A 24,376-nucleotide genomic window follows, 5' to 3' on the forward strand; every position below is an offset into this window, starting at 1 on the left:
CGAGTCTAGGGGAGGGCGCGAAAAGGCATCTTGATTTGCATCAACGGGATCAGTGGCCCATCAGCCAGTGCTGGTGCGGCCCCGGCAGGGTCCAGATGCCGAACAGGATCACCAGCAAGCCACCGGCCATGCGCACGCTGCGTTTGCGCAACAGTGTCGTTACACGTTCGGCCGCGAGGCCGGTCGCCAGTAATACCGGCCAGGTGCCGAGGCCGAAGGCCAGCATCAGTAAGGCGCTGTCGAGTGCATTGCCCTGGCTGGCCGACCACAACAACGTGCTGTAAACCAGCCCGCACGGCAGCCAGCCCCACAGCGCGCCAAGCAGCAGGGCGCGGGGCAGGCTCGACACCGGCAGCAGACGATTGGCGACAGGTTGAATGTAACGCCACAGTCCGCGACCGAGGCTTTCGATGCGGGTCAGGCCGCTCCACCAGCCCGCCAGATACAGGCCCATGGCGATCAGCAGCAACCCGGCCAGAACCCGCATGAACAATGCGGCAGGGCTGTTGGCTACGGCCCATCCAGCAAGACCGATCAGCAGACCGGCCGTGGCATAGCTGAGAATTCGCCCGAGGTTATAAGCCAGCAGCAATCGAAAGCGTCGGCTGCGTTGTTCCTTGGGAATCGCCAGAGTCAGCGCGCCCATCAGACCGCCGCACATGCCCAGGCAATGCCCGCCGCCGAGCAGGCCGAGAATCAACGCAGACACCAGCAGTGGCGCCAGTTCAAGCATGGGGTGGCGCCTTGTCGTCCGGTTTGGCCGGGTTGGCTTCGTCCACAGCGGCGGTGTGGTTCGGGTCCTGGTCGTCGAACAGGATGCTGTGGGCCGGGCCGTCGAGGTCGTCGTACTGGCCGCTGTCCACCGCCCAGAAGAAGATGTAGACGGCGATGGCCACGATCAGCAGCGCGGCCGGAATCATCACGTAGAGAGCTGGCATCTGTACTCCATGCCCGCGCGGCTCAGGCCGGCAGCGGGCGGGTTTCTGAAGTGGCGCTGACGGCCGGCGCGCTCGGCAGGCGAGTCAGGCGCAGGGCGTTGAGCACCACGGTCAGCGAACTGATCGACATGCCGACGGCGGCCCACACCGGAGTGATCCAGCCGAGGGCGGCGAACGGCAACATGAGGCCATTGTACAGCGCGGCCCACAACAGGTTCTCGATGATCACCCGACGGGTGCGGCGGGCCAGCGTGAAGGCTTGAACCAGAGCGTCGAGCCGGTTGGACAGCAGCACCGCGTCGGCACTGGTTTTCGCCAGATCAGTGGCCGAGCCCATGGCAACGCTGATGTCCGCAGCGGCCAGTACCGGCACATCGTTGACCCCGTCGCCGAGCATCAACACCTTGCGGCCGTTCCTGTGCAGTTGTTGCAGCACTTGCAACTTGTCGTCCGGACGCAAGCCGCCACGGGCCTCGTCGATGCCCAGTTCGGCGGCGACACTGGCGACCATTGGCGAACTGTCGCCCGACAGCAGCAGCGTGCGCCAGCCGCGCGCCTTGCACGCCGCGAGCAGGGCCGGGGCGTCGTCGCGCAGACGGTCGTCGAGGGCGAACCAGGCCAGCGGCCCCTGACGGTTACCGAGCAGCAGCCATTGACCCGGCTCGTTCGGCATCGATGGCACCGGCGCGTCGCTGAGATCACAGACAAAATCCGCCTGACCGATGCGCAAGCGCTGTTCGCCGACCAAGCCTTCAAGCCCCAGGCCGGGCGTGCTGTGGACGTCTTCGGCAGCCAGCGGCGCGCGGCCGAAGGCGCGGGCAATCGGGTGTTCGGAACGGTTTTCCAGGGCGGCGGCGAGGCTCAGGCATTGATCGCTGTCGAGGGCGCCGAGCGGGCGGATCGAGCGCAATACCAGACGCCCCTCGGTGAGGGTGCCGGTCTTGTCGAAAATCACCGTGTCGATCTGGTTCAGGCCTTCCAGCACATGGCCGCGGGTCAGCAGCAGGCCGAGTTTGTGCAGGGTGCCGGTGGCGGCGGTGAGGGCGGTCGGTGTCGCCAGCGACAGCGCGCACGGGCAGGTCGCCACCAGCATGGCGAGGACGATCCAGAAGGCCCGTGACGAATCCAGTTCCCACCACAGTAAGCCGATGGCGGCCGCCGCGATCAACGACAGCAACAGGAACCATTGCGCGGCGCGGTCGGCGATTTCCGCCAGCCGTGGTTTTTCCGCCTGGGCGCGATCCAGCAGGCGGACGATCGCCGAGAGTCGCGTGTCCTGGCCGAGCGCCTGCACCTCGACGGTCAGCGCGCCTTCCACGTTCAGTGTGCCGGCGGTGACGGCATCGCCCTTGGTGCGCGGTTGCGGCAGGTATTCGCCGGTCAGCACCGATTCGTCGATGCTCGACTGGCCATCGAGAATCCTGCCGTCCGCCGGCAGCACCGAGCCGGGTTGCACAAGCACGCGATCACCGAGACGCAGTTCGCTGAGCAGGATGCGTTCGCTCTGGCCGGTATCGTCGAGGCGCAGGCACGAGGCGGGCAGCAGATTGACCAGTTGCGCGGTGGCGGCAGCGGTGCGCTCGCGGGCGCGGCGTTCGAGGTAGCGGCCGGCGAGCAGGAACAGCGCGAACATGCCCACCGCATCGAAATACAGCTCGCCAACCCCGGTAATAGAGGTCCAGATTCCGGCGACATACGCTGCGCCGATCGCCAGCGACACCGAGACATCCATGGTCAGATGACGGGTGCGCAAGTCGCGCATGGCCCCTTTGAAAAACGGCGCGCAGCTGTAGAACACAATCGGCGTGGTGAGGAACAGCGCGACCCAGCGCAGGATGGTGTGCAACTCCGGGCTGAGGTCGATGTTGAATTCCGGCCAGGTCGCCATGGTCGCCATCATCGCCTGAAACCACAGCAGCCCGGCGACCCCGAGTTGGCGCAGGGCGAGACGGTTTTCGCTGGCCAGTTGTTCGCTCGCGCGGTCGGCCTGATACGGGTGCGCAGCGTAGCCGATGTGGCGCAGTTCGCCGAGGATCTGGCTCAGTGGCAGCTGAGCGTCAGCCCAGCGCACATGCAGGCGATGATTGGACAGGTTCAGCCGCGCCTCGGCCACGGCGGGCAGGGTGCGCAGGTGTTTCTCGATCAGCCAGCCGCAGGCGGCGCAACTGATGCCTTCCATCAGCAACGTGGTTTCGGCCAGTTCACCTTCGTGGCGCACAAACGGTTGCTGCACATCGGCGCGGTCGTACAGCTCAAGCTCATCGACCAGTTGCACCGGCAGCGCTTCGGGGTTGGCCGAGGCTTCGCTGCGATGCTGGTAATAGCTTTCCAGACCACCGGCGACGATGGCTTCGGCCACAGCCTGACAGCCGGGGCAGCAGAACTCGCGGGACTCCCCGAGCACGACGGCGGTGAAGCGGCTGCCGGACGGGACGGGCAGGGCGCAGTGGTAGCAGGGGATCGGGGTGGTCATGGCATTGTCGAGGGGATAAACCCTTGGAATCGAGTGGTCCGCTTGCCCTCACCCCAGCCCTCTCCCAGAGGGAGAGGGGGCCGATTGATGTGAGCCGGAAAAGTGGGTTCAGTCAGCGACATCGTCACTGGCATACATGGCGCGTGCAAGCGTCCGAGATCAGTTCCCTCTCCAGGGGGAGAGGGCCAGGGTGAGGGGGCACTTGCAGGCTGCTTACTTCTTCAAATCCTCGGCGCCCTGCAGCGGTTCATCACCCAGCAACAAATCCTTCTCATGGCTGACCAGTTCTTCCTCGAACATCCGCCACACGTGATCATCCTGAGTGCCCAGCAACTCCACAAAACGCCGGCCTTCGATCTTGTCGCTCAACTGGCCGATGTAGCGGCCGGTTTCAGTCTCGCTGCGGGCCAGGACGATCTTGCGATCCTTCTCCGGCTGGGTCGGCGAGATCAGGTTCAGTTCCAGGGTCTTAGGCTGGCTGTCGCCGCTCAGACGCAGGTCGACCTCGCCAGTGACGTCATCCAGATGCACGGCCGCGCGCATCTTCAGGGTCTGGGCCAGCAGCTCGCGATCCAGCGAACGGTTGATGCCTTTGCCGGCCTCGTAGTAGTTGTCGTTGACCAGGTTGTCCGGGTTGTTCACCGCGATGGTCACCATGGACAGCGTCAGGGTCACCGAACAGGCCAGAATCGCGATGATGATCCATGGCCAAAGGTGCTTGTACCAGGGACTTGCGGCGTTTGCTGCGGGCATGTTCAGTTCTCTCAACGATTCTGTGGGCCGATGAACCGGCTCTTGGCTTCTACGTGGACGCTGTCGTCATCGGCATCCTTGAGGATGAATTTCACCTCATTGGTGCTCGATGGCAATTGTTCGGGCGCGCTGGACAGCTCGACCGGCATGCTGAAGATTTCCCCGGCCGGGACCTTGATCTCGCGTTTGCCTTGCAGGCGCAGATCCGGCAAACCGGCGGCTTCCAGCACATAGGTGTGGTCGCGCTGATCCTTGTTCATGATCTTCAGGCTGTAGACGTTTTCGATCCGGCCTTCGGCGTTTTCACGGTACAGCACGCGGTCCTTGCTGACGTCGAAACCCACCAGCGAACGCATGAAAAAGGCCGTCACCAACAGGCTGATCATCGCCAGCAGCACCACGGCGTAGCCGATCAGGCGTGGTCGCAGTTTATGGGTTTTCTGCCCGGACAAGTTATGTTCGGTGGTGTAGCTGATCAGCCCGCGCGGGTAATCCATCTTGTCCATGATGCTGTCGCAGGCGTCGATGCAGGCGGCGCAGCCGATGCACTCGATCTGCAGGCCGTCGCGGATGTCGATGCCGGTCGGGCAGACCTGAACGCACATGGTGCAGTCGATGCAGTCGCCCAGGCCCTGGGCCTTGTAGTCGACGCCTTTCTTGCGCGGGCCGCGGCTTTCGCCACGACGCGGGTCGTAGGAAACGATCAGCGTGTCCTTGTCGAACATCACGCTCTGGAAGCGCGCATACGGACACATGTAGATGCACACCTGCTCACGCAGCCAGCCGGCATTGCCGTAGGTGGCGAGGGTGAAGAAGCCGACCCAGAAATACGACCAGCCATCGGCCTGGCCGGTGAAGAATTCGAAGACCAGTTCGCGGATCGGCGAGAAGTAGCCGACGAAGGTCATGCCGGTGACGAAACCGATCAGCAGCCACAGCGCGTGCTTGGCGAATTTACGCAGGAACTTGTTGGCGCTCATCGGCGCCTTGTCGAGCTTGATGCGCTGGTTGCGGTCGCCTTCGGTGACCTTCTCGCACCACATGAAAATCCATGTCCACACGCTTTGCGGACAGGTATAGCCGCACCAGACCCGGCCGGCATACACGGTGATGAAGAACAGGCCGAACGCCGCAATGATCAGCAGCCCGGAAAGCAGAATGAAATCCTGCGGCCAGAACGTGGCGCCGAAGATGAAGAATTTGCGCTCCGGCAGGTTCCACCACACGGCCTGATGGCCGCCCCAGTTCAGCCAGACCGTTCCGAAATACAAGAGGAACAGCGCGGCGCCGCCTATCATCCGCAGATTACGGAACAGGCCGGTGAAAGCACGGGTGTAGATTTTTTCTCGAGAGGCGTAAAGGTCGACGCTGTTGTTCGCGTTTTTGCTGGGTGGCGTGACGTCGTGTACCGGAATCTGGTTGCTCATCATTGCATCCCACGGCAGTGGAAAAATGCCTCGGTCGATACGTGCCGGCCGGGGTCAAAAAGGGGTGTTGCAGTGGCCCAATGATACGCCTGTCATGCCGACGAACGGGTGCGACCTTTGGTCGCGTTGGGCAAAATCAATTGATGGTGTAATGACTTGAATCAATTGACTTGTGAGGGATCACCCTTTTTTGCCCGGCCGATAAATCAGTCTAGGCGATTCGTCGCCGTTGCGCTGCCGGGTGATCCGCATGGCCGAAAACCGGCCCTTCGTCGTCCGGTTTCCGTAATTAAACCTAGAGCGGTCTTGTTGAAGTGCGGAGCTCTGCTTTCTGTTGTTCTTGTATTTGAAACAAGTTTATTTAATTGCTCATGTTGTCGGCTTTGAAAGATTCCGTTTGATCGAATATGTTTGCGTCTGGCGAAATTTAGTTGCCAGTCATTATTCAAGTTAAATGGAGTTTCACTGTTATGGCTTTAAATGGAGTTGTAAAGTTTCTGCTGAGCATCTGTTTATTATCTTCTGTCACTTTGGCTCATGCCGTCGAGGGCACGCCACGGCATATGGTGTTCGCTTCCGATACGCAGTATCCCTGGACTGACAAGACCGATAGTGGAGCGCCGGAATCCGATGCGGACTTTGAGAAACGTGCCAAGTGGCTGGTGGACAGCCAGTTGGGCAGTATCGCCGAGTTTCGAAATGCCCACGGTGGGCAGACGGCAATCCCGTTGATGATCAATGGCGACATTACTGCTTTTGGTCATGGTTGGCAGCGCTCGTATATGAAATCGGCCCTTGAGAAATACTTCAAGGGTGATTACCTGTATGGCTTGGGTAATCATGACTACGAAAATAATGTTGATGACTGTTTCAGTAATAGTTGTGCGGCGGGCAGTATTGTCGAGTTCAACGAACATCATAAGAGCAAGGTGGATAACTTTGATCTCAAGGTCACTGGCGCTTTTCTGAATATCCTTTACTCGGGCAGTCTCGCTTACTCGAAAAATGTCGGAGAAGTTCATCTGGTGCAGCTCAACAATGAACCCACCTACGCCACAAAGATTGCTCATGCGTTGAATCCGACAACCTTCAATATCACCAGTGCCCTGGACTGGCTGGAGAACGATTTGAGGGTGGCGAGGGCCCAGGGTTACGCCATCATCCTCAACATGCACAAGTGGGATGACTGGCAGGGAGACTGGCAACAGGAGCAGCGCTTTCTGGACATGATCGAGAAGTATGAAGTCACGGCCATTTTTGCGGGTCATTACCATGCGCGAGGTGGAGCCAAGCGCTGGATGGGTAAGGTGCCGATGTTTCTCAGCGGCGCAACGTCCCAGCAAACGTACCTGACGGCCAGTTTTTCGGATGATCGCAGGCAGCTGCACGTCAATCTGGTCGAGAACAATGAATGGCAAAAGCCGCGATTCGTGCACACGGTTCCGGTGAAGTCCATCTGGGCCAATCGTCCATAAAAAATGTCTCGGACATCGCTTTCACAGGCTTTGTCCGGAAGATCTGACTCTTTCAGGGATGAAAATGTATGAATAAAGGCACTTTCAAAGCACTCGGCATTACTCAGAAAGAAATGGATGCATTGGACCGTCATTCTGAATAGCGCCAGCGCGGTAGCTCCCTTGGCCGTCGTATACCTGCAAACGGCTCTGCGAGCGCTTGAGCCGGTCGAAGCTGCGCAGGGGACGAAGGATCTGGCCAGTCAGAAAGGCAACCAGCCGGGCGATGCCGGCAGGCAGCGCAGACCTTCGGGCCTGGACAGTCTCGGTGGAGGCAATATTCTTTGAATCAGTAGAGAGGGAAACAAAACGGCCCCGCCAATACTCATTGGCGGGGCCGTTTTTTGCTTCAAGCGTTGGTCTTACTGAGCCTCGGCTTCCGCTGGTTTTTCACCGTGGGACAGGCTGTAAACGTAAGCCGCCAGCAGGTGAACCTTGTCGTTGCCTTGCAGTTGTTCCTGGGCAGGCATCTGGCCCTGACGGCCGTAACGGATGGTCTGCTGCAGCTGGGCGAAGCTCGAACCGTAGATGAACGCGGCCGGGTGGGTCAGGTTCGGGGCGCCCATTGCCGGGGTGCCTTTGCCTTCCGGACCGTGGCAGGCCACGCAGTTGGCGGCGAACAGTTTCTGGCCGTTGGCCGGGTCTGCCTTGGTGCCTTCCGGCAGCTTGCGGCCATCCAGATTGGTCAGCACGAACGCGGCCACGTCGGCCACGCCTTGCTCGCCGATCACTTCTGCCCAGGCCGGCATCACCGCGTGACGACCGCCCATGATGGTGGTCTTGATGGTTTCCGGCTCGCCGCCCCAGCGCCAGTCGGCGTCGGTCAGGTTCGGGAAGCCATAAGCGCCCTTGGCGTCGGAACCGTGGCAGACCGAGCAGTTGGAGGCGAACAGGCGACCCCCCATCTTCAGGGCTTGCGGATCCTTGGCCACTTCTTCGATCGGCATGGCGGCGAACTTGGCGAAGATCGGACCGAACTTGGCATCCGAACGCGCCATTTCCTTTTCCCACTCGTGAACGCCGGTCCAGCCGGTCTGGCCGTTGGCGAACGCGGTCTGCTTCTCGGTATCGAGGTAGTTGTAGCCCGGCAGCAGGCCTTTCCAGTTGCCCAGGCCCGGGTACAGCACCAGATAACCCAGAGCGAAGACGATGGTGCCCACAAACAGCATGAACCACCATTTCGGCAGCGGGTTGTCGTACTCCTCGATTCCGTCGAAGGAGTGGCCCACTGTCTCGTCCGTCTGTTCGCTGCGCTGGCCCTTGCGGGTCGACAGCAACAGCCAGGTCAGGGAAAAGATCGTACCGAGACTGAGGACTGTGACGTACAGACTCCAGAATGTAGTCATTCTTTGTTACTCCTAGAAGCTTGCTCGACGTGCTTGATGGCTTCGGGATCATCCGCGAAGGGCAGCAAGGTCGCGTCTTCAAACTCCGACTTGCGCTTGGGGCTGAACACCCACAACGCCAGGCCGATGAAGGCAACCATCACGACAACGGTGCCCAGGCCTCGAATCATCCCGATATCCATCAGAATCACCGTTTGCTTTTGATGATGGTGCCCAGGCCTTGCAGATAGGCCACCAGCGCGTCCATTTCGGTTTTGCCCTTCACGGCATCCTTGGCACCGGCGATGTCTTCGTCGGTGTAAGGGACGCCGAGCGTGCGCAACACTTCCATTTTCCTGGCCGTGTCTTTGCCATCGAGCTTGTTTTCTACGAGGAACGGGTAGGCCGGCATTTTCGACTCGGGGACGACGTTGCGCGGGTTGTACAAGTGCGCACGCTGCCAGTCATCGGAGTAACGACCGCCGACGCGGGCCAGGTCCGGGCCGGTACGTTTGGAACCCCACAGGAACGGGTGATCCCAGACGCTTTCACCGGCGACCGAGTAGTGGCCATAGCGTTCGGTTTCGGCACGGAACGGTCGGATCATCTGCGAGTGGCAGCCGACACAGCCGTTGGCGATGTAAACGTCGCGGCCTTCCAGTTCAAGGGCGGTGCGCGGCTTCATGCCTTCGACCGGCTTGTTGGTGACGTCCTGGAAAAACAGCGGAACGATTTGGGTCAGGCCACCGACGCTGACGGCGATGACCATGAAGAAAGCCAGCAGGCCAATATTCTTCTCGACAGCTTCATGCTTCATCAGTGAGCTCCAACTACGGCGATCTTGGCGGCGGCTTCGGCTTCAGCCGGGTTCGAGGCGCGCACGGTGCGCCATACGTTGTAAGCCATCAGCAGCATGCCGCTGGCGAAGAACGCACCGCCCAGGGCGCGGACGATGTAGCCAGGGTGGCTGGCCTGCAGCGCTTCCACGAACGAGTAGGTGAGGGTGCCGTCGTCGTTGATTGCACGCCACATCAGGCCTTGAGTGATGCCGTTGACCCACATCGAAGCGATGTACAGCACGGTACCGATGGTCGCGAGCCAGAAGTGCGCGTTGATCAGGCCGGTGCTGTGCATCTGCGCACGGCCGAACAGTTTCGGGATCATGTGGTAGATCGCGCCGATCGAGATCATCGCCACCCAGCCCAGAGCGCCGGCGTGTACGTGGCCGATGGTCCAGTCGGTGTAGTGCGAGAGCGAGTTGACGGTCTTGATCGCCATCATCGGACCTTCGAAGGTCGACATGCCGTAGAACGCCAGCGATACCACGAGGAAACGCAGGATCGGGTCGGTGCGCAGCTTATGCCAGGCGCCCGACAGGGTCATCATGCCGTTGATCATGCCGCCCCAGCTTGGCGCCAGCAGGATGATCGACATCGCCATGCCCAGCGATTGCGCCCAGTCCGGCAGCGCGGTGTAGTGCAGGTGGTGCGGGCCGGCCCAGATGTACAGGGTGATCAGCGCCCAGAAGTGCACGATCGACAGACGATAGGAGTAGATCGGACGTTCGGCCTGTTTCGGCACGAAGTAGTACATCATCCCCAGGAAGCCGGTGGTCAGGAAGAAGCCCACGGCGTTGTGGCCGTACCACCACTGGATCATCGCATCGGTGGCGCCCGAGTAGGCCGAGTAGGATTTGAACAGGCTGACCGGCAGCGACATGTGGTTGACGATGTGCAGCATCGCGGTCACCACGATGAACGCACCGTAGAACCAGTTACCGACATAGATGTGCTTGGTCTTGCGCTTGGTGATGGTGCCGAAGAACACCAGCCCGTAGGTGACCCAGACAATGGCCAGCAGAATGGCGAGGGGCCATTCCAGTTCCGCGTATTCCTTGGTGGTGGTGTAACCCAGCGGCAAGGTAATGATCGCGCCGACGATCACCGCTTGCCATCCCCAGAAGGTGAAGGCCGCGAGGCTGTCGGAAATCAGTCGCGTCTGGCAGGTTCGCTGCACGACATAGTAGGAAGTGGCAAACAGTGCACAACCACCGAAGGCGAAAATCACCAGGTTTGTGTGCAACGGGCGCAGGCGTCCAAAGCTCGTCCACGGCAGACCGAAATTCAACTCCGGCCAGACCAGTTGCGAGGCGATGAAGACACCAAGCCCCATGCCAAGGATCCCCCAGACCACCGTCATGATGGCGAACTGGCGGACTACCTTATAGTTATAAGCAGTCGGACTGATTGCTGTGCTCATTCTAAGGTTCCACGGTTTGGGTGTTTTATTAGGATTAAAATCGGCCGCAAGTATGTAGAAAGCAGGGGGTCAATGCAACGCGCCATGACCTGGGTCAATGCTTTCCAACGCTGATTCTGCGGCCTTTCCATGCGCCGCGTAAGGACAAAATTGCTCTCGGGCAAAATGTCGCAGCGAACAAAAAAAGTGAGGGGTCCCGGTCGGATGTAACGGGGTGTGTTCGAACGCTCGGTTCGGGTGACGGACGGTAATCGGCACGACAGCCGGTATCTACCGGCCTTTGCGGCCATGTCAGTCAGCCGATTCGTTCAACGCCTCGCTCAGGGTCGACCTGGAACCGGCACGGGCCAGTCCGCATCGAGCAAGCGTAGACCCGAATCCGGGTAACCGAAAGGAGAGGGGGTGAAGGGGTGCGACAATGCGTCGCAAAGGGGCTGGAAACTGCCGCACTGGAAACGTGCGGCAGTCTTGTACGCAATGATTACTTTTTATTGTCTTCAGTAATCAGTTTTTCTGTATTCAATCCGTTGCTAAGGCTGTACACATAAGCCGCCAGCAATTGCACTTTATCGTTGCCCAGCAGCTCGTTCTGAGCTGGCATGTGGCCTTGACGACCATGGCGAATGGTCTGCTCGAGCTGGGTCAGGCTGGTGCCGTAGATGAAACCGGCCGGGTGCGTCAGGTTCGGTGCGCCCATGGCTTCGGTGCCTTGGCCGTTTGCCCCGTGACAGGCGACGCACATGGTGCTGAACGTTTGCTGCCCCGCTTGCAGATCGGCCTTGTTGTCTGCCGGCAGTGGCAGCCCGGCGAGTTCGTGGCGCACGTATGCCGCGACGTTTTTCACACCTGCCTCACCGAGCGACTCGCCCCACGCCGGCATCGCCGCCATCCGGCCACCCATGATGGTGGTCTTGATGGTTTCCGCACTGCCGCCCCAACGCCAGTCCTTGTCGGCGAGATTAGGGAAGCCGAACGCGCCCTTGGCGTCCGAGCCGTGGCACACCGAGCAATTGGAGGCGAACAGACGGCCACCCATTTTCAGCGCCTGCGGATCCTTCGCCACTTCTTCCACCGGCATGGCGGCGAATTTGGCGAAGATCGGCCCGAATTTGGCGTCAGCCTTGCTCATTTCCTTTTCCCATTCGTGGACGCCGGTCCAGCCGTCCTCGTAGCCGGGCAGGATGCCTTTCCAGTTGCCCAGGCCCGGATAAAGGATCAGATAACCCACGGAAAACACCAGCGTGCCGGCGAACAGCATGAACCACCACTGCGGCAGCGGGTTGTCGTACTCCTCGATGCCGTCGAAGCTGTGGCCCATGGTCTGGTCGACGCTGCCCTTGGTTTCGCCCCGACGGGTGCCGACCAGCAGCCAGGTCAGGCCGATCAGGCTGCCGATGGTCAGTACGCAGATCCACGTACTCCAGAAGGTGGTCATGGCCGGGTACTCCTTGTTTCATTAACTTGGGTAGTGTCGGGTTGCGGCTCGTCGGCAAACGGCAGCAGGCGCGCTTCGGCGAATTCCGGCGTGCGCTTGCGGTTGAACACCCACAGGGTCAGGCCGACGAAGGCCACGAACACCACAACCGTGCCGAGGCCGCGAATCAGCCCCGCGCTCATTTCAAAGGCCATCTCGATCACCTCTTGCTTTTGATCGCAGTGCCGAGCACTTGCAGGTAGGAGACGAGGGCGTCCATTTCGGTCTTGCCCTTGAGGCTGGCCACCGCGCCGCTGATGTCGTCATCGGTGTACGGCACGCCGAGGGTGCGCATGGTCTTGAGCTTGGTTTCGGTGTGGCTGCTGTCGACCGCTTGCGTAACCAGCCATGGGTAGGCCGGCATTTTCGATTCCGGTACAACGTTGCGCGGGTTGTACAAGTGCGCGCGGTGCCAGTCATCCGAGTAGCGCGCGCCAACCCGGGCCAGGTCCGGACCGGTACGCTTGGAACCCCACAGGAACGGGTGATCCCACACACTTTCGCCAGCCACCGAGTAGTGGCCGTAGCGTTCGGTTTCGGCGCGGAACGGACGGATCATCTGCGAGTGGCAGCCGACGCAGCCTTCGCGGATGTAGATGTCGCGGCCTTCCAGTTGCAGCGCGGTGTAGGGTTTCATGCCTTCCACCGGTTTGTTGGTCACGTCCTGGAAGAACAGCGGGACGATCTGGGTCAGGCCGCCGATGCTCACGGCGAACACCATCAGCAGCATCAGCAGGCCGACGTTCTTTTCAATCGTTTCGTGTTTCATGGCGGACTCCTCAGGCCATCTGCGCGGCAGCAACGACGTCAGCAGGTTGCGAGGCCCGCACGGTGCGCCAGGTGTTGTAAGCCATCAGGAACATGCCGCTGAGGAAGATCGCACCGCCGATCAGCCGCACGACGAAGCCAGGGTGGCTGGCCACCAGGGTTTCGACGAAGGAGTAGGTCAGCGTGCCGTCCTCGTTCACTGCGCGCCACATCAGGCCCTGGGCGATGCCGTTGACCCACATCGAAGCGATGTAGAGCACGGTGCCGATGGTTGCGAGCCAGAAGTGCGCGTTGATCAGGCCGATGCTGTGCATCTGCTCTTTGCCGAAGACTTTCGGGATCATGTGATACAGCGCGCCTATGGAAATCATCGCCACCCAGCCGAGTGCGCCGGCGTGTACGTGGCCGATGGTCCAGTCGGTGTAGTGGGAGAGGGCGTTGACAGTCTTGATCGCCATCATCGGACCTTCGAAGGTCGACATGCCGTAGAACGCCAGCGACACCACCAGGAAGCGCAGGATCGGGTCGCTGCGCAACTTATGCCAGGCGCCCGAGAGGGTCATCATGCCGTTGATCATGCCGCCCCAGCTCGGTGCCAGCAGAACCAGCGACATCACCATGCCCAGCGACTGCGCCCAATCCGGCAGCGCGGTGTAGTGCAAGTGGTGCGGACCGGCCCAGATGTACAGGGTGATCAGCGCCCAGAAGTGCACGATCGACAGACGATACGAATACACCGGACGTTCGGCCTGTTTCGGCACGAAGTAGTACATCATCCCGAGGAAACCGGCGGTGAGGAAAAAGCCTACGGCGTTGTGGCCGTACCACCATTGCACCATCGCGTCGGTTGCACCGGCGTACACCGAGTAGGACTTGGTGAAACTCACCGGCAACTCAAGGTTGTTGACGATGTGCAGGATCGCCACGGTGATGATGAACGCGCCGAAGAACCAGTTGCCCACATAAATGTGCTTGGTCTTGCGCTGCATGATCGTGCCGAAGAACACGATGGCGTAGGCGACCCAGACGATGGTGATCAGAATGTCGATCGGCCATTCCAGTTCGGCGTATTCCTTGGAACTGGTGTAACCCAGTGGCAGGCTGATGGCTGCCAATAGAATCACAAGCTGCCAGCCCCAGAAGCAGAACGCAGCGATTTTCGGCGCGAACAGTTGGGTCTGGCAGGTGCGCTGCACCGAGTAGAACGAACTGGCGAACAAGGCACAGCCGCCGAACGCGAAGATCACCGCGTTGGTGTGCAGCGGGCGCAGGCGTCCGAAGCTGGTCCACGGCAGGTTGAAGTTGAGTTCGGGCCAGACCAATTGAGCCGCGAGAAAAACCCCGAGCCCCATGCCGACGATGCCCCACACCACCGTCATAATGGCGAATTGGCGGACCACCTTGTAGTTGTAGGCGGTACTGATAGAAGTGTTCATGGTTCCCCATCCACGGTTCAGCCGAAGTGAGCGCCGACAGCGCGTCCTTCGCCTGGAGTTATAGGCAGACTAAAAGCGAGGCAAGCATGGACAAACAGCACAAGGCCAGTATTGACGGGGATCAATGGGCGCAGTGCCTGCGGGATCACGGGTGGCTTTGGGATGCCGCTGTTGGTGAGGCTTCGGCGACGCTCATTCTCGCCCATGGTGCCGGGGCGCCGATGGACAGTGAGTGGATGACGGATATGGCTGGGCGCCTTGCTGGGCTTGGGGTGAATGTGTTGCGGTTTGAGTTTCCTTATATGGCGCAGCGGCGGGTTGATGGCGGTAAACGCCCGCCGAATCCGGCGCCGAAGTTGCTCGAATGTTGGCGTGAGGTTTATGGCTTGGTGCGACTTCATGTCGCTGGGGTTTTGGCGGTTGGCGGGAAGTCGATGGGGGGGCGGATGGCCAGTCTTCTTGCCGATGAGCTTGGCGCTGATGCTTTGGTTTGTCTGGGGTATCCGTTTTATGCGGTTGGGAAACCGGAGAAACCACGGGTCGAACATCTGGCTTCTTTGCAGACTCGGACGTTGATTGTTCAGGGCGAACGGGATGCGTTGGGGAATCGCGAAGCGGTCGAAGGTTATTCGTTATCGCCGGAAATTGAAGTGTTTTGGCTGGCGGCCGGGGATCATGATTTGAAGCCGCTCAAGGTTTCCGGGTTTACGCATGAGCAGCATTTGGCTGCGGCGGCGGAGAGGGTGGCTGACTTTTTAGCCACCCATGATTCCGATCATGTTTGTTCACATTGATGTTTAGCGACGACGACGAGGAATGCTTAAAGGTTGAGCAGGCTCATGCGCTTTTAAGCCCGCATCGCCAGTCAGGATTTCAACGGTGTAACCTGCCTTCGCATAGTATTCCGCTACGTCCTTAATGGTGGTGTCGCCAATAGTCAGTTTTTCTGCGGCAAGTCTTGGCCATGCGTTTGCAAGAGCGTGAAGGTTTTCCGATTGCCATAAAACAGTTTGTTCAGTGAATGCTACCCATGGTGATGTAGCACTCGCTGCTTCGCGGAGGTAGCCCGCCAAAGCTGTGGCGCACTCGAATCGATCAGCAGGGGCTTGGGCTATATGATTTCCCGTCTCAATCAAGGTCGCCAACGGCAATACTAGCGTGCTCTTTTTTTCAAGTTCGACGGCAATCAACTTGCTAATTCGGTCATGGTTCCAGCGATCTGCATCCGGCCCCGCTTCTGCTTTTCCTGGAACTTGTAGCCAGCAGCAAAGCACCGAGGTATCGATTATCAAAATTCGCTTACTCATTCGGCAACTCCTTCTGCCATTGCGGTCTGAGCGTTGGTAATACTTTCCTCAATCAGACCTTGGCTTGAAAGCCGCCCTATAGGTCCCTGAGCTAACAGCTTGGGTAGTTGCTCAAGACTTTCTAGTAGGGTAAGCACGCTGTGACCAGTAGATGGATCTCGATTAGCTACCGTAATGAACGGCACCATTTCGTTACCCATGGCATCTAGTAACGCGGGATTGTGAGTTGTAACCAGAACGTCTACGCCACGCTGAGTACCTACACTCTTGAGCATGTCTAGAAGTAAGCGCGCCCTTGACGGGTGTAAACCGTTATCTACCTCTTCAATTACTAGCAAGCTAGACTTTGGACGTGTCAAAAGCGCAGTCAGAATCGCAAGAAATCGCAATGTTCCATCAGACATGCCGCGTGCATCTACAGTCGGTGTTTCACCTTGGTCTCTCCAGAACTCTTCGCAGTAAAGCATTGCGTCAGAGTTGAATTTTCCGACGGTTTCCGCGTATACCCTTCGAATATCTCGCTCAGGTAGTTTGCTGGCATAGCGAGTGAGGACTGTTTCAATTTCCTCCTTCTTTTCGTCAGGTAATGCCGCTAGAACGCCTGCGACATTTCGCGCATCAGATTCTAGTCGTTCCGAAAGTGGAGAATAACCTCGCATGTGCGATGGGATCGGGTCGAGAATGAATATATCTCGAAGGGCAGAAACGACCAGATTCACGCCGTCTTGAATTTCCTGTCTTAACTTCTGACCAATTAATTGGAATAGGACTGAGTTGGTGCGACTCAGTTGTCTTGGAGAACCCTGTTTCTCGTTGTAAAGACGTGCAACGATTGTCGGTGAGTCTTCTACGCAAGCATCAGTACGAAACAGCTTGATATTGCCAGCTGGTGATTTTCGGATGCCATCTTTTCCAGGGCGATATTTGACACGAACGAGCTGCTCTGCATGCAGTTCGCAACGATTCTCGCGAATGCTGCACTCCAAGCGGTACTCGTAGTCCGTTAGATCATCGGCGCGGCAGGTGATAGCCAAAGCGAACGTTGAACCCGGTCTTCTGGCTGCCCACTCAATACCGCCGCGAAGTGGAATCTGCACTCCATCACCTTGCAAGGCGGACGTCAGCATGATCCCGGAGGCGGTACGATTTAGCAGTAGGAGTGCATCCAAAGCGTTCGATTTGCCACTGGCATTGGTTCCCACCAGTACTGAAAGCGGATCGATGTAAAGGGTAGCTTTCTCGTAGCTCTTCCAATTTTCGAGCGACAGCTCAGTGATCATGGGGGCTCCTTGCTAAGGCCATCGGAATAAAGTGGAACATCATACAGTTACTCGGTGCTCGTCGGCCCAAGTGTTGGATACTTACTCCGAGGAAGATGAGGACGAATAGGAAGATGAACAGAAAGGCCGACATTTGAGCTATTCAAAACTTGAGTTCAACTCGGTATCCCACGTCGGCGTGCCTCGCCCAAGCCCCTCACTAGCCCTCTCCTTCGGGAGAGGGCTAGTGAGGGGCTGATTTCACTGGCACACCAAAAAAACTGAAAGCCCCCCCCCAGCCCGGCATTTCCAGCGAATAAACACGATCGCGTCACCACGTTTAAAGTACACGAACCGTTACGCCATAAGGGCTACAACACCTTGCGTCGTTGCCTACGCGTACGCCAGAATCCGCCGGCTTACGCAGCTTGGAGAGGGCTATATCGTTTCCCTGTCACTGAAAAACAGTGATCGGGTTTGGTAGCCCGTCTGTAATAGCTGTATGGCAACACCGTATGCAGTCCCTTTCTCGGGGCTCGGTTTTATGGTGGTCATGCGTGGGGCTCATTCGTGAGCGCCGGGTTCCTATTGCAGCCGGTCTACCAACCCGCGTATGGCCACCACCCATCGTTTGGTAGCGTGGGTGATGGCTCCTTGAAGTCTGCGATAGGAGTTATACCTATGTTCAAAGCCACACCCAACCCACCAGAAACCGATCCAACCCCCAACGACCCCGCGCTCGAGTCCCAAAAGACAAAAGAAGCCGCCGACCGCGCACTCGACTTTTACCTCGGCCCCGAAATCCCGAAGTACTTCCCACCCAAGGCCCGCCCCATCTACATGGTCGATCCCACGCTCGATGACGAAACACTGCTCGTCGAAGCCAGTGAATCACTGTCATCAGCCAACGCCATGGCCGGCAATATCGCCAACTCGGTAAAAGGCCCGGAGCGTAAACCGCTGCTGGCGCTGCAACAGCTGATCATGTTGAACGAGCTGCTGGTAAATCGGCTGCTGGACAGGTTGCGCTTGCCGCAGTAACGCCAGCTCTGACAGCTAGGTAATTAAAAGCCCGGATGCTTACACGTTCCGGGCTTTCAACATTACGAGATTGATCCTCCTTAATAATCGGGAAGCAGTCGGCCAGTGATCACAAATTTATCGAACGCTTTCTGTCCATCACGTGCCGCTCGCCGCACATCAAGGAATGTCAGTTCACCCCAGACTTCCTTTCTCACAGGTTTGTCGGTCGTGACCATCGGATTCTGCGTAGGTGGTGTATTCATGCTGGCTAGCCCGTGTGAATAGGTTTGAACGACAAAGTAGAGCGGAGCTTCATCACGTGCCAGTCAGTTGGGTCCGATTCCGTTGTAGGCACTGTCCGCGCTTTTTGAATAAGATTTTCGCTCGCAGGCCGGTCCTCTTCGTGGGCAAGCCCGTTCCCACAATGATGGTGGTGTTACGAGATCTTCTGGCCAATGCGAAACCTTGTGGGAGTGGGCTTGCCCACGAAGAGGGCGGTGCTGGCCATATCCATTTCAGACACGCAATAAAAACCCCGGAAGCTTTCGCTGTCCGGGGTTTCTTTATTGCCAGAACAATCAGCGGTTAAACCGCTCCACCAACGAGTATTGCGTGTTGGCAGTCTTGGTCAGCTCTTCACTCAACAACGCCGAGTTATGCGCCTGTTCCGAGGTCTGGTCCGCCAGTTCCGAGATGTTGCTGATGTTGCGGCTGATTTCTTCAGCCACGGCACTTTGCTCTTCGGTCGCGGCGGCGATCTGGGTGGTCATGTCGGTGATGTTGGCCACCGCTTCGCTGATGCCGACCAGTGCCTGATCCGCTTCCAGTACCCGCGCAACACCTTCTTCCGCCTGACGATGGCCGGCTTCCATGGTTTGTACGGCACTGGATGCAGTCTGTTGCAGTTTGGCGATCAAGGCATGGATCTGCCCGGTCGATTCGCTGGTGCGTTGCGCCAATTGGCGGACTTCGTCGGCCACCACGGCAAAACCGCGGCCCATCTCGCCGGCACGCGCTGCTTCAATCGCAGCGTTGAGCGCCAGCAGGTTGGTCTGGTCGGCGATGCCTTTGATCACGTCGACCACGCCGCCGATTTCGTCGCTGTCCTTGGCCAGTTGGGTGACGGTCAGGCCGGTTTCACCGACGACGACCGACAGGCGCTGGATGGCTTCGCGGGTTTCCCCGGCGATGTCGCGGCCGCGGCCGGTCAGGCGGTTGGCTTCCTGAGTGGCGTCGGCGGTGCGCTGGACGTGGCTCGCCACTTCCTGGGTGGTGGCGGCCATCTGGTTGACGGCGGTGGCGACCTGTTCGGTTTCCACGCGCTGACGTTCCAGCCCGCTGGAGCTGTTGTGCGCCAGGGCGTCGGATTGCTTGGCCTGATCGGTCAGGTGCTCGGCGGTGTCCTGCAGACGGGTCAGGCAGGTTTTCAGGCGCGCTTCCTGGCTGAGGATCGACATCTCCAGACGCGCCTGGGCGCCACGGCTATCGGTGTACATCTGCGCGATCAACGGGTCGGAGGTGGTCTGCTCGGCCAGACGCAGCAGGCGCTTGAGCCCGCGTTGTTGCCATTGCAGGCCCAGCAGGCCCAGCGGCACCGACAGACCGGCGGCGAGGGCGAAGCCCCACTGCGAGTTCAGGGTGGCGCCGATCATGAAGCTCAACTGGCTGACCAGAATGAACGGCAGCCAGTCCTGCACGATCGGCAGCCATTTGTCGCTCGAAGGAATCGCCGACTTGCCCTGGTTGATGCGTTGGTAGAGCGCTTCGGCACGGCGGATCTGTTCGGCGGACGGCTTGACCCGCACCGACTCGTAACCGACCACCTGATTGCCGTCGAACACCGGTGTTACATAGGCGTTAACCCAGTAATGGTCACCGGTCTTGCAGCGATTCTTGACAATGCCCATCCATGGCAAGCCTTGTTTCAGTGTGCCCCACATGTGCGAAAACACCGCCGCCGGCACGTCAGGGTGACGAACCAGGTTGTGCGGCGCACGGATCAGTTCCTCACGCGAAAACCCGCTGATTTCGACGAATGCGTCGTTGCAGTAGGTGATCACGCCTTTGGCGTCGGTTGTGGAAATCAACCGCTGCTGAGCCGGGAAAGTCCGTTCGCGTTGTGTAATGGGCTGGTTGTTACGCATGGTTTTTCAATCCGCAAGGCTTTGAAAGGTTGTCGGCGGGGTCGGCCATTTATTGAAATTTTTTTTCATTTATAAGTACGGCGTCGCAAAACGGCCCTTGCTTCAACCCGCGAGCATCGGATAGGTGAACAGGCCGAAATGCAGCAGGTTCAGGCCAAAATGCGTTGCGATCGCCGCGCCGAGCCCGCCAAAACGGTAGGCCAGACCATAGCCGACACCCGCCAGGCTCGCCAGCAACACCCATTGCCAGCCGGCGCCCACATGCACCAGGCCGAACAGCAGGGAAGCCAGCAGCAACGCGAGGTTTTCGCCGTAGGGCAGGTGTTGGAAACGCCGACTCAGGCCACCCTGGATATAGCCGCGAAACAGCGCTTCTTCGACCAGCGTCACCAGCAGCAGATTGTTCAGCACCCACAGCCACGCCTGATCCGGCCATTTCGGCGCCCAGGTGATCATACCCAGCAATACCGCGCCGCCCAGCGCCAGAATCACGCTCAACGTCAGTGCCAGCGCAGTGGCGTAGACGGTCAGGCGCAACGAACGACGCGCGACGATCCATGGGCAGACCAGCAGCAGCCAGAAGCCAATCAGCGGTTTGTCGAGATTCAGGTACATCGAGAACGGCACGGCATTGTCGGTGAAGCGCTGCGGCTCGATGGCCCGACCGTTGTAGAAGCCCGGCAGCCAGTGCAGGGCCAGCGCCAGAGCCAACACGATAAACAGGCCATGCCCGAGATAACGCCCGACCGGCACGGTTTGCTGGCGCACGGCATAACCGGCGAAAACCAGCAGTGCAATGGAGATCAGCGCCAGCCAGCCGAGCTGGCCGAAACTCAGCGCCAATCCGTAACCAAGGCTGAGAAGCCCGAGATAGAGCCATGGCAGAGCTGTCATGGAAAGTCCTTGTGCACGATTTGTGGACAGGCTTTCTACACGGCTGGGGGCGGGGGGACAAGTGAAGGTGTAGGGCTAAACCGGTTCGCAGGCCCTGCGGGTTGGTCCCCGCAGGGCCTATGTTGCGCACGAATCAGCGCAGATTGAGCTTCGCCGCAGCACGCTCGGTGATTTCAGTGCGCAACTTCAATGAAGGCGCCGCACGCTTGCGCGCCTCATCGACAACAGCACTCGGCGCCGTGTCCGGGCTGCCCGAATCAAATGGCGGCGCCGGCGCGTATTCCAGCTGCAACTGCACCAGTTGCGCCGTATCGACACCGACCAGTTCCTGCGCCAGTGTCAGGGCAAAATCGATCCCGGCGGTGATGCCGCCCCCGGTAAACAGATTGCCGTCACGCACCACCCGATCCTTCACCGGAATCGCGCCCAGTGTCGGCAGCAAATCGTGATATGCCCAGTGCGTAGTCGCCCGTTTACCTTGCAACAGATCCGCCGCGCCAAGCACAAGCGAACCGGTGCAAACCGACGTAACGTACCGAGCCTGTGCCGCTTGCGACCTGATGAAGTCCAGCGTCTGCTCATCCTCCATCAACGGCCCGACCCCGGCGCCGCCGGGTACGCAGATCACGTCCAAAACCGGGCAGTCCTCGAACGTAGTGGTCGGTTTCAGCTGCAGCCCGGTGCTGGAAGTTACCGGCACCAAATCCTTCCAGACCAGATGCACCTGCACGTCCGGCAGAGAGGCCAGCACGTCATACGGGCCGGTCAGGTCGAGTTGCTGCACCTGGGGAAACAACAGAAAACCGATCTGCAACGCCATGGTTCTTCTCCGTGAAAAGGGGGTAGACGGCTTCACTGTAGGCGCGTAGGTTTTGGCGCATACGCCAATCAGCCCACGAATTACGCCAAATGCCGAAAACCATCCACGTCCTCGCGTTCGCCAATGTGCAATTGCTCGATGTCACCGGGCCGTTACAGGTCTTCGCCTCGGCCAACGATATCGCCCGCCAGCAGGGATTGCCTGCGCCGTATGCGCCAACGGTCATCGCCAGCGGTGGCGGGGCGGTGAACTCGTCCGCCGGGTTGGCGATGCTGGCCGAACCGCTGCCGAAACAGCCCAGCGATACGCTGATCATCGCCGGAGGCTGGGGCGTTTATGCCGCTGCCGAAGACGCCGGGTTGGTGAATTGGGTGCGTGAACATGCGAATGGCTGTCGGCGCGTGGCCTCGGTCTGCACCGGCGCATTTCTGCTGGCGGCCAGCGGCTGGCTCGACGGTCGCCGGGTCGTCACTCACTGGACCCGTTGCGAACAACTGGCGCAGCAACACCCGCAATTAAAGGTCGAACCGAATCCGATCTTCATCAACGACGGACCGGTCTGGACCTCGGCGGGCGTCACCGCCGGCATCGACCTGGCGCTGGCCATGGTCGAAGACGACCTCGGCCGCGACATGGCTCTGGACGTTGCCCGGCAACTGGTGGTGTTCCTCAAGCGCCCGGGCGGGCAGTCGCAATTCAGCGTGACACTGTCACTGCAAAAACAGGGCAACCGCTTTGATGATCTGCACGCGTGGATCGCCGAACACCTGACCTGCGACCTGGGCATCCCGACCCTCGCCGAACAGGCCGGCATGAGCGAGCGCAGCTTCGTGCGCCACTACCGCGCCGACACCGGCCAGACCCCGGCCCGCGCCATCGAATTGATCCGCGTCGAAACCGCCCGCCGGTTGCTGAGCGATACCGGATTGCCGATTAAACGGGTGGCGGCCAATTGTGGATTTGGCAGTGAAGAGACGTTAAGACGCAGTTTCCTGCGAGCCATAGGTGTGACGCCGCAGGCGTATCGGGAGCGGTTTTCGGTCAGTGCCGCAGCAGATCCAGTAATGCCTTGAGCGTTTCGCCCGGTGCTTCCTCGGGAATGTTATGCCCGACACCCGCCAACACCCGCCGCTCGTAAAGTCCGTTGAAGTGGTGCGCATCGTCATCGTCCGCCGGCGCCGGGCCAACGCCATCATCGGCACCGCACAGCGAAATCGTCGGAACGCCGATCGCCGGTTGTTTCTCCAGCGCCTGCTCCATCCCCTCCAGCGCCGGATCGCCCGGCGCATACATGAAGCGATGGCGATAAGAGTGAATCACCACCTCGACGAAATCCGGGTTGTCGAACGCCGGCGCGCTCAGCGGAAAACGCTCGGCGTTCCGCGCCCAGGTCGGTGACCACAATTGCCACAGCAACTCGCACAGCGCCCGACGATTCTGCGTCAGCCCTACAACGCCACGGGGCGTGTGGAAGTAATACTGATACCAGTAGCGATGCTCGCTCTGCGGATCCAGCGGCTGGATCGAATTCGGAATGTCCTGCAGGTTGTAGCCATCACCTGTCACCAACCCGCGCACCCGCTCAGGAAACAGCGCCGCCACAATGCACGCTGCCCGACCACCCCAGTCGTAACCGCACAATGTCGCTTGCTCGATACCCAGGGCATCCATCAGATCCAGCAGATCCTGCGCCAGCGCCGCTTGCTGGCCGGAGCGCAGTGTGTCCGGGCTATTGAAACGGGTCGGGCCGTAACCGCGCAGGTACGGCACGATCACCCGATAACCTTGGGCGGCGAGGGTTGGGGCGATTTCGTCATAGGCGCGGGGAGAGTAGGGGAAGCCGTGAAGCAGAATGACCGGCATGCCGTTTTCCGGGCCGTGATGCTCGTAGCCGATGGTCAGGCTTTCAGTCTTGCAAAATTGCATCACGGCTTGGGTCATACGGGATTCCTCAAGTTTCGGCTTCCGCCACCTGATTGAAATACTTGCTCCGATCCGGCGTAAACGTCACCACCATCTTCGTCCGCGAGCAGGTCATGACGCGCTCTGAACCCAGATCAATATCCAGATCTTCCCCACGCAACCCCTGCCACTGGGCAAGGTATTTCAGCGATCCGTATTTTTCATTCTTCTTCAGGCTGCGACTGACTCCGCCTTTCCAGCCCAGCACCGGCAACTCATCGGCACTGCAGCGTTGAGCGAGGTCGGGGAAGCGGGCGGCGCGCTGGCGGCCGATTTCCCAGCATTTGATCAGGCCTTTGTCGGCGGCTTCCCACAGTTCGTCGCGCTTTAGGCCGGTGCGCAGTGGGGTTTCGATCTGGCGGTGGATGCGTTGGCTCATTCTGGTTCCTTGAATCGGGTTTTTATTGGACAGCTCCGCTGTGCCCGTTGCGGTGGATGGTAGGGGGGGATGTAACAGCTGGCAACAAGGTATTTCGGGGTGTAAGTGCGAGTTGCGGGCCAAGCGTTACACGGGGTCTGGCAGGTTGTTGTAGGCCGTGCCATCAACAAGTTGTATCGAAAGGAATCGATTGTGTGGGCCAGCCCTTCAACCGCAAGGCT

The 24,376-nt window shown here is 59.6% G+C and carries 24 protein-coding genes; 4 read left to right on the forward strand and 20 right to left on the reverse strand.

Annotation, left to right across the window (positions count from 1 at the left end):
• Positions 1-49 precede the first annotated feature (49 nt).
• The 5 genes from QRN46_RS11035 to ccoG form a co-directional block, all read right to left on the reverse strand.
• Positions 50-733: a sulfite exporter TauE/SafE family protein gene (locus tag QRN46_RS11035; protein ID WP_011333281.1), complete on the reverse strand. Its 684-nt coding sequence runs from the start codon at positions 731-733 to the stop codon at positions 50-52.
• Positions 726-938, reverse strand: coding sequence for a cbb3-type cytochrome oxidase assembly protein CcoS (ccoS, locus tag QRN46_RS11040; protein WP_007951659.1), 213 nt, complete (start codon positions 936-938; stop codon positions 726-728). Before ccoS ends, QRN46_RS11035 begins: the two co-directional genes overlap by 8 nt.
• A gap of 22 nt (positions 939-960) precedes the next feature.
• Positions 961-3,411, reverse strand: a complete 2,451-nt coding sequence (locus QRN46_RS11045) for a heavy metal translocating P-type ATPase (protein ID WP_285354667.1) — start codon at positions 3,409-3,411, stop codon at positions 961-963.
• 213 nt (positions 3,412-3,624) lie between these two features.
• On the reverse strand, positions 3,625-4,164 hold the full coding sequence (locus QRN46_RS11050) for a FixH family protein (protein WP_285354668.1): 540 nt from the start codon (positions 4,162-4,164) through the stop codon (positions 3,625-3,627).
• 11 nt (positions 4,165-4,175) lie between these two features.
• A complete protein-coding gene (gene ccoG / locus QRN46_RS11055) occupies positions 4,176-5,591 on the reverse strand; it encodes a cytochrome c oxidase accessory protein CcoG (protein WP_041475186.1) in 1,416 nt (471 codons plus the stop codon).
• Positions 5,592-6,061: 470 nt separating this feature from the next.
• On the opposite strand from ccoG, the gene QRN46_RS11060 reads away from it, so the two are divergent.
• A complete protein-coding gene (locus tag QRN46_RS11060) occupies positions 6,062-7,066 on the forward strand; it encodes a metallophosphoesterase family protein (RefSeq protein ID WP_011333285.1) in 1,005 nt (334 codons plus the stop codon).
• 401 nt (positions 7,067-7,467) lie between these two features.
• Here the strand turns inward: QRN46_RS11060 and ccoP (QRN46_RS11065) are convergent, their stop codons facing one another.
• The 8 genes from ccoP (QRN46_RS11065) to ccoN (QRN46_RS11100) form a co-directional block, all read right to left on the reverse strand.
• Positions 7,468-8,451, reverse strand: a complete 984-nt coding sequence (gene ccoP, locus QRN46_RS11065; protein WP_011333286.1) for a cytochrome-c oxidase, cbb3-type subunit III — start codon at positions 8,449-8,451, stop codon at positions 7,468-7,470.
• Positions 8,448-8,633: a CcoQ/FixQ family Cbb3-type cytochrome c oxidase assembly chaperone gene (locus tag QRN46_RS11070; RefSeq protein ID WP_003175465.1), complete on the reverse strand. Its 186-nt coding sequence runs from the start codon at positions 8,631-8,633 to the stop codon at positions 8,448-8,450. Before QRN46_RS11070 ends, ccoP (QRN46_RS11065) begins: the two co-directional genes overlap by 4 nt.
• A 5-nt stretch (positions 8,634-8,638) precedes the next feature.
• Positions 8,639-9,247, reverse strand: a complete 609-nt coding sequence (gene ccoO / locus QRN46_RS11075) for a cytochrome-c oxidase, cbb3-type subunit II (RefSeq protein WP_057396232.1) — start codon at positions 9,245-9,247, stop codon at positions 8,639-8,641.
• Positions 9,247-10,689, reverse strand: coding sequence for a cytochrome-c oxidase, cbb3-type subunit I (gene ccoN / locus QRN46_RS11080; protein ID WP_064378780.1), 1,443 nt, complete (start codon positions 10,687-10,689; stop codon positions 9,247-9,249). The genes ccoO (QRN46_RS11075) and ccoN (QRN46_RS11080) overlap by 1 nt, the downstream gene beginning before the upstream one ends.
• Before the next feature lie 481 nt (positions 10,690-11,170).
• Entirely contained in the window at positions 11,171-12,124 is a 954-nt protein-coding gene (gene ccoP / locus QRN46_RS11085) for a cytochrome-c oxidase, cbb3-type subunit III (protein WP_221615625.1), read from the reverse strand.
• Positions 12,121-12,318 (reverse strand): cbb3-type cytochrome oxidase subunit 3, encoded by a 198-nt coding sequence (locus QRN46_RS11090; protein WP_011333290.1) that lies wholly within the window; start codon positions 12,316-12,318, stop codon positions 12,121-12,123. The genes ccoP (QRN46_RS11085) and QRN46_RS11090 overlap by 4 nt, the downstream gene beginning before the upstream one ends.
• Positions 12,319-12,323: 5 nt before the next feature.
• The gene (gene ccoO, locus QRN46_RS11095) at positions 12,324-12,932 is read right to left on the reverse strand and encodes a cytochrome-c oxidase, cbb3-type subunit II (protein WP_003223389.1); all 609 of its coding nucleotides are present in this window, start codon (positions 12,930-12,932) and stop codon (positions 12,324-12,326) included.
• Between the two features lie 10 nt (positions 12,933-12,942).
• A complete protein-coding gene (ccoN, locus tag QRN46_RS11100; RefSeq protein WP_011333291.1) occupies positions 12,943-14,367 on the reverse strand; it encodes a cytochrome-c oxidase, cbb3-type subunit I in 1,425 nt (474 codons plus the stop codon).
• An 86-nt stretch (positions 14,368-14,453) separates the two neighbouring features.
• Here ccoN (QRN46_RS11100) and QRN46_RS11105 point away from each other — a divergent pair, with 86 nt between their 5' ends.
• Positions 14,454-15,161: an alpha/beta family hydrolase gene (locus tag QRN46_RS11105; RefSeq protein WP_221615626.1), complete on the forward strand. Its 708-nt coding sequence runs from the start codon at positions 14,454-14,456 to the stop codon at positions 15,159-15,161.
• Positions 15,162-15,164: 3 nt separating this feature from the next.
• On the opposite strand, the gene QRN46_RS11110 is transcribed toward QRN46_RS11105, so the two are convergent.
• Positions 15,165-15,674, reverse strand: a complete 510-nt coding sequence (locus tag QRN46_RS11110; protein WP_221615627.1) for a hypothetical protein — start codon at positions 15,672-15,674, stop codon at positions 15,165-15,167.
• Positions 15,671-16,954, reverse strand: coding sequence for an AAA family ATPase (locus tag QRN46_RS11115; protein WP_221615628.1), 1,284 nt, complete (start codon positions 16,952-16,954; stop codon positions 15,671-15,673). Before QRN46_RS11115 ends, QRN46_RS11110 begins: the two co-directional genes overlap by 4 nt.
• A 660-nt stretch (positions 16,955-17,614) precedes the next feature.
• Between QRN46_RS11115 and QRN46_RS11120 the strand changes: the two genes are divergently transcribed.
• Complete coding sequence (locus QRN46_RS11120) at positions 17,615-17,974, forward strand: DUF6124 family protein (protein ID WP_221615629.1); 360 nt, start codon at positions 17,615-17,617, stop codon at positions 17,972-17,974.
• 560 nt (positions 17,975-18,534) lie between these two features.
• On the opposite strand, the gene QRN46_RS11125 is transcribed toward QRN46_RS11120, so the two are convergent.
• The 3 genes from QRN46_RS11125 to inhA form a co-directional block, all read right to left on the reverse strand.
• Positions 18,535-20,100, reverse strand: coding sequence for a methyl-accepting chemotaxis protein (locus QRN46_RS11125; RefSeq protein WP_285354669.1), 1,566 nt, complete (start codon positions 20,098-20,100; stop codon positions 18,535-18,537).
• Positions 20,101-20,202: 102 nt separating this feature from the next.
• Positions 20,203-20,994: a CPBP family intramembrane glutamic endopeptidase gene (locus QRN46_RS11130; RefSeq protein WP_011333298.1), complete on the reverse strand. Its 792-nt coding sequence runs from the start codon at positions 20,992-20,994 to the stop codon at positions 20,203-20,205.
• A 133-nt stretch (positions 20,995-21,127) separates the two neighbouring features.
• Positions 21,128-21,814, reverse strand: coding sequence for an isonitrile hydratase (gene inhA, locus QRN46_RS11135; protein ID WP_285354670.1), 687 nt, complete (start codon positions 21,812-21,814; stop codon positions 21,128-21,130).
• 89 nt (positions 21,815-21,903) lie between these two features.
• Here inhA and QRN46_RS11140 point away from each other — a divergent pair, with 89 nt between their 5' ends.
• Positions 21,904-22,887 carry a GlxA family transcriptional regulator gene (locus tag QRN46_RS11140; RefSeq protein WP_201817744.1) on the forward strand — a complete coding sequence of 328 codons (984 nt, stop codon included), beginning with the start codon at positions 21,904-21,906 and terminating at the stop codon, positions 22,885-22,887.
• Here the strand turns inward: QRN46_RS11140 and QRN46_RS11145 are convergent.
• Entirely contained in the window at positions 22,856-23,755 is a 900-nt protein-coding gene (locus QRN46_RS11145) for an alpha/beta fold hydrolase (protein WP_285354671.1), read from the reverse strand. The two genes, QRN46_RS11140 and QRN46_RS11145, sit on opposite strands and share 32 nt — an antisense overlap.
• A 10-nt stretch (positions 23,756-23,765) precedes the next feature.
• Complete coding sequence (locus QRN46_RS11150; protein ID WP_221615631.1) at positions 23,766-24,155, reverse strand: hypothetical protein; 390 nt, start codon at positions 24,153-24,155, stop codon at positions 23,766-23,768.
• Positions 24,156-24,376: the final 221 nt, after the last annotated feature.

It is taken from the genome of Pseudomonas sp. lyk4-R2A-10, assembly GCF_030209075.1.
Lineage (GTDB): Bacteria > Pseudomonadota > Gammaproteobacteria > Pseudomonadales > Pseudomonadaceae > Aquipseudomonas > Aquipseudomonas glycinae.

Bases quoted from the DNA above. Each gene is read 5' to 3' on its own strand.
- QRN46_RS11045 (WP_285354667.1), bottom strand. From the start codon at position 3,411: ATGACCACCCCGATCCCCTGCTACCACTGCGCCCTGCCCGTCCCGTCC.
- QRN46_RS11150 (WP_221615631.1), bottom strand. From the start codon at position 24,155: ATGAGCCAACGCATCCACCGCCAGATCGAAACCCCACTGCGCACCGGC.
- QRN46_RS11130 (WP_011333298.1), bottom strand. From the start codon at position 20,994: ATGACAGCTCTGCCATGGCTCTATCTCGGGCTTCTCAGCCTTGGTTAC.
- ccoO (WP_057396232.1), bottom strand. From the start codon at position 9,247: ATGAAGCATGAAGCTGTCGAGAAGAATATTGGCCTGCTGGCTTTCTTC.
- ccoP (WP_221615625.1), bottom strand. From the start codon at position 12,124: ATGACCACCTTCTGGAGTACGTGGATCTGCGTACTGACCATCGGCAGC.
- QRN46_RS11110 (WP_221615627.1), bottom strand. From the start codon at position 15,674: ATGAGTAAGCGAATTTTGATAATCGATACCTCGGTGCTTTGCTGCTGG.
- QRN46_RS11035 (WP_011333281.1), bottom strand. From the start codon at position 733: ATGCTTGAACTGGCGCCACTGCTGGTGTCTGCGTTGATTCTCGGCCTG.
- QRN46_RS11090 (WP_011333290.1), bottom strand. From the start codon at position 12,318: ATGGCCTTTGAAATGAGCGCGGGGCTGATTCGCGGCCTCGGCACGGTT.
- ccoN (WP_011333291.1), bottom strand. From the start codon at position 14,367: ATGAACACTTCTATCAGTACCGCCTACAACTACAAGGTGGTCCGCCAA.
- QRN46_RS11070 (WP_003175465.1), bottom strand. From the start codon at position 8,633: ATGGATATCGGGATGATTCGAGGCCTGGGCACCGTTGTCGTGATGGTT.
- ccoO (WP_003223389.1), bottom strand. From the start codon at position 12,932: ATGAAACACGAAACGATTGAAAAGAACGTCGGCCTGCTGATGCTGCTG.
- QRN46_RS11050 (WP_285354668.1), bottom strand. From the start codon at position 4,164: ATGCCCGCAGCAAACGCCGCAAGTCCCTGGTACAAGCACCTTTGGCCA.
- ccoG (WP_041475186.1), bottom strand. From the start codon at position 5,591: ATGAGCAACCAGATTCCGGTACACGACGTCACGCCACCCAGCAAAAAC.
- QRN46_RS11140 (WP_201817744.1), top strand. From the start codon at position 21,904: ATGCCGAAAACCATCCACGTCCTCGCGTTCGCCAATGTGCAATTGCTC.
- ccoN (WP_064378780.1), bottom strand. From the start codon at position 10,689: ATGAGCACAGCAATCAGTCCGACTGCTTATAACTATAAGGTAGTCCGC.
- QRN46_RS11105 (WP_221615626.1), top strand. From the start codon at position 14,454: ATGGACAAACAGCACAAGGCCAGTATTGACGGGGATCAATGGGCGCAG.
- QRN46_RS11125 (WP_285354669.1), bottom strand. From the start codon at position 20,100: ATGCGTAACAACCAGCCCATTACACAACGCGAACGGACTTTCCCGGCT.
- QRN46_RS11115 (WP_221615628.1), bottom strand. From the start codon at position 16,954: ATGATCACTGAGCTGTCGCTCGAAAATTGGAAGAGCTACGAGAAAGCT.
- QRN46_RS11120 (WP_221615629.1), top strand. From the start codon at position 17,615: ATGTTCAAAGCCACACCCAACCCACCAGAAACCGATCCAACCCCCAAC.
- inhA (WP_285354670.1), bottom strand. From the start codon at position 21,814: ATGGCGTTGCAGATCGGTTTTCTGTTGTTTCCCCAGGTGCAGCAACTC.
- QRN46_RS11060 (WP_011333285.1), top strand. From the start codon at position 6,062: ATGGCTTTAAATGGAGTTGTAAAGTTTCTGCTGAGCATCTGTTTATTA.
- QRN46_RS11145 (WP_285354671.1), bottom strand. From the start codon at position 23,755: ATGACCCAAGCCGTGATGCAATTTTGCAAGACTGAAAGCCTGACCATC.
- ccoS (WP_007951659.1), bottom strand. From the start codon at position 938: ATGCCAGCTCTCTACGTGATGATTCCGGCCGCGCTGCTGATCGTGGCC.
- ccoP (WP_011333286.1), bottom strand. From the start codon at position 8,451: ATGACTACATTCTGGAGTCTGTACGTCACAGTCCTCAGTCTCGGTACG.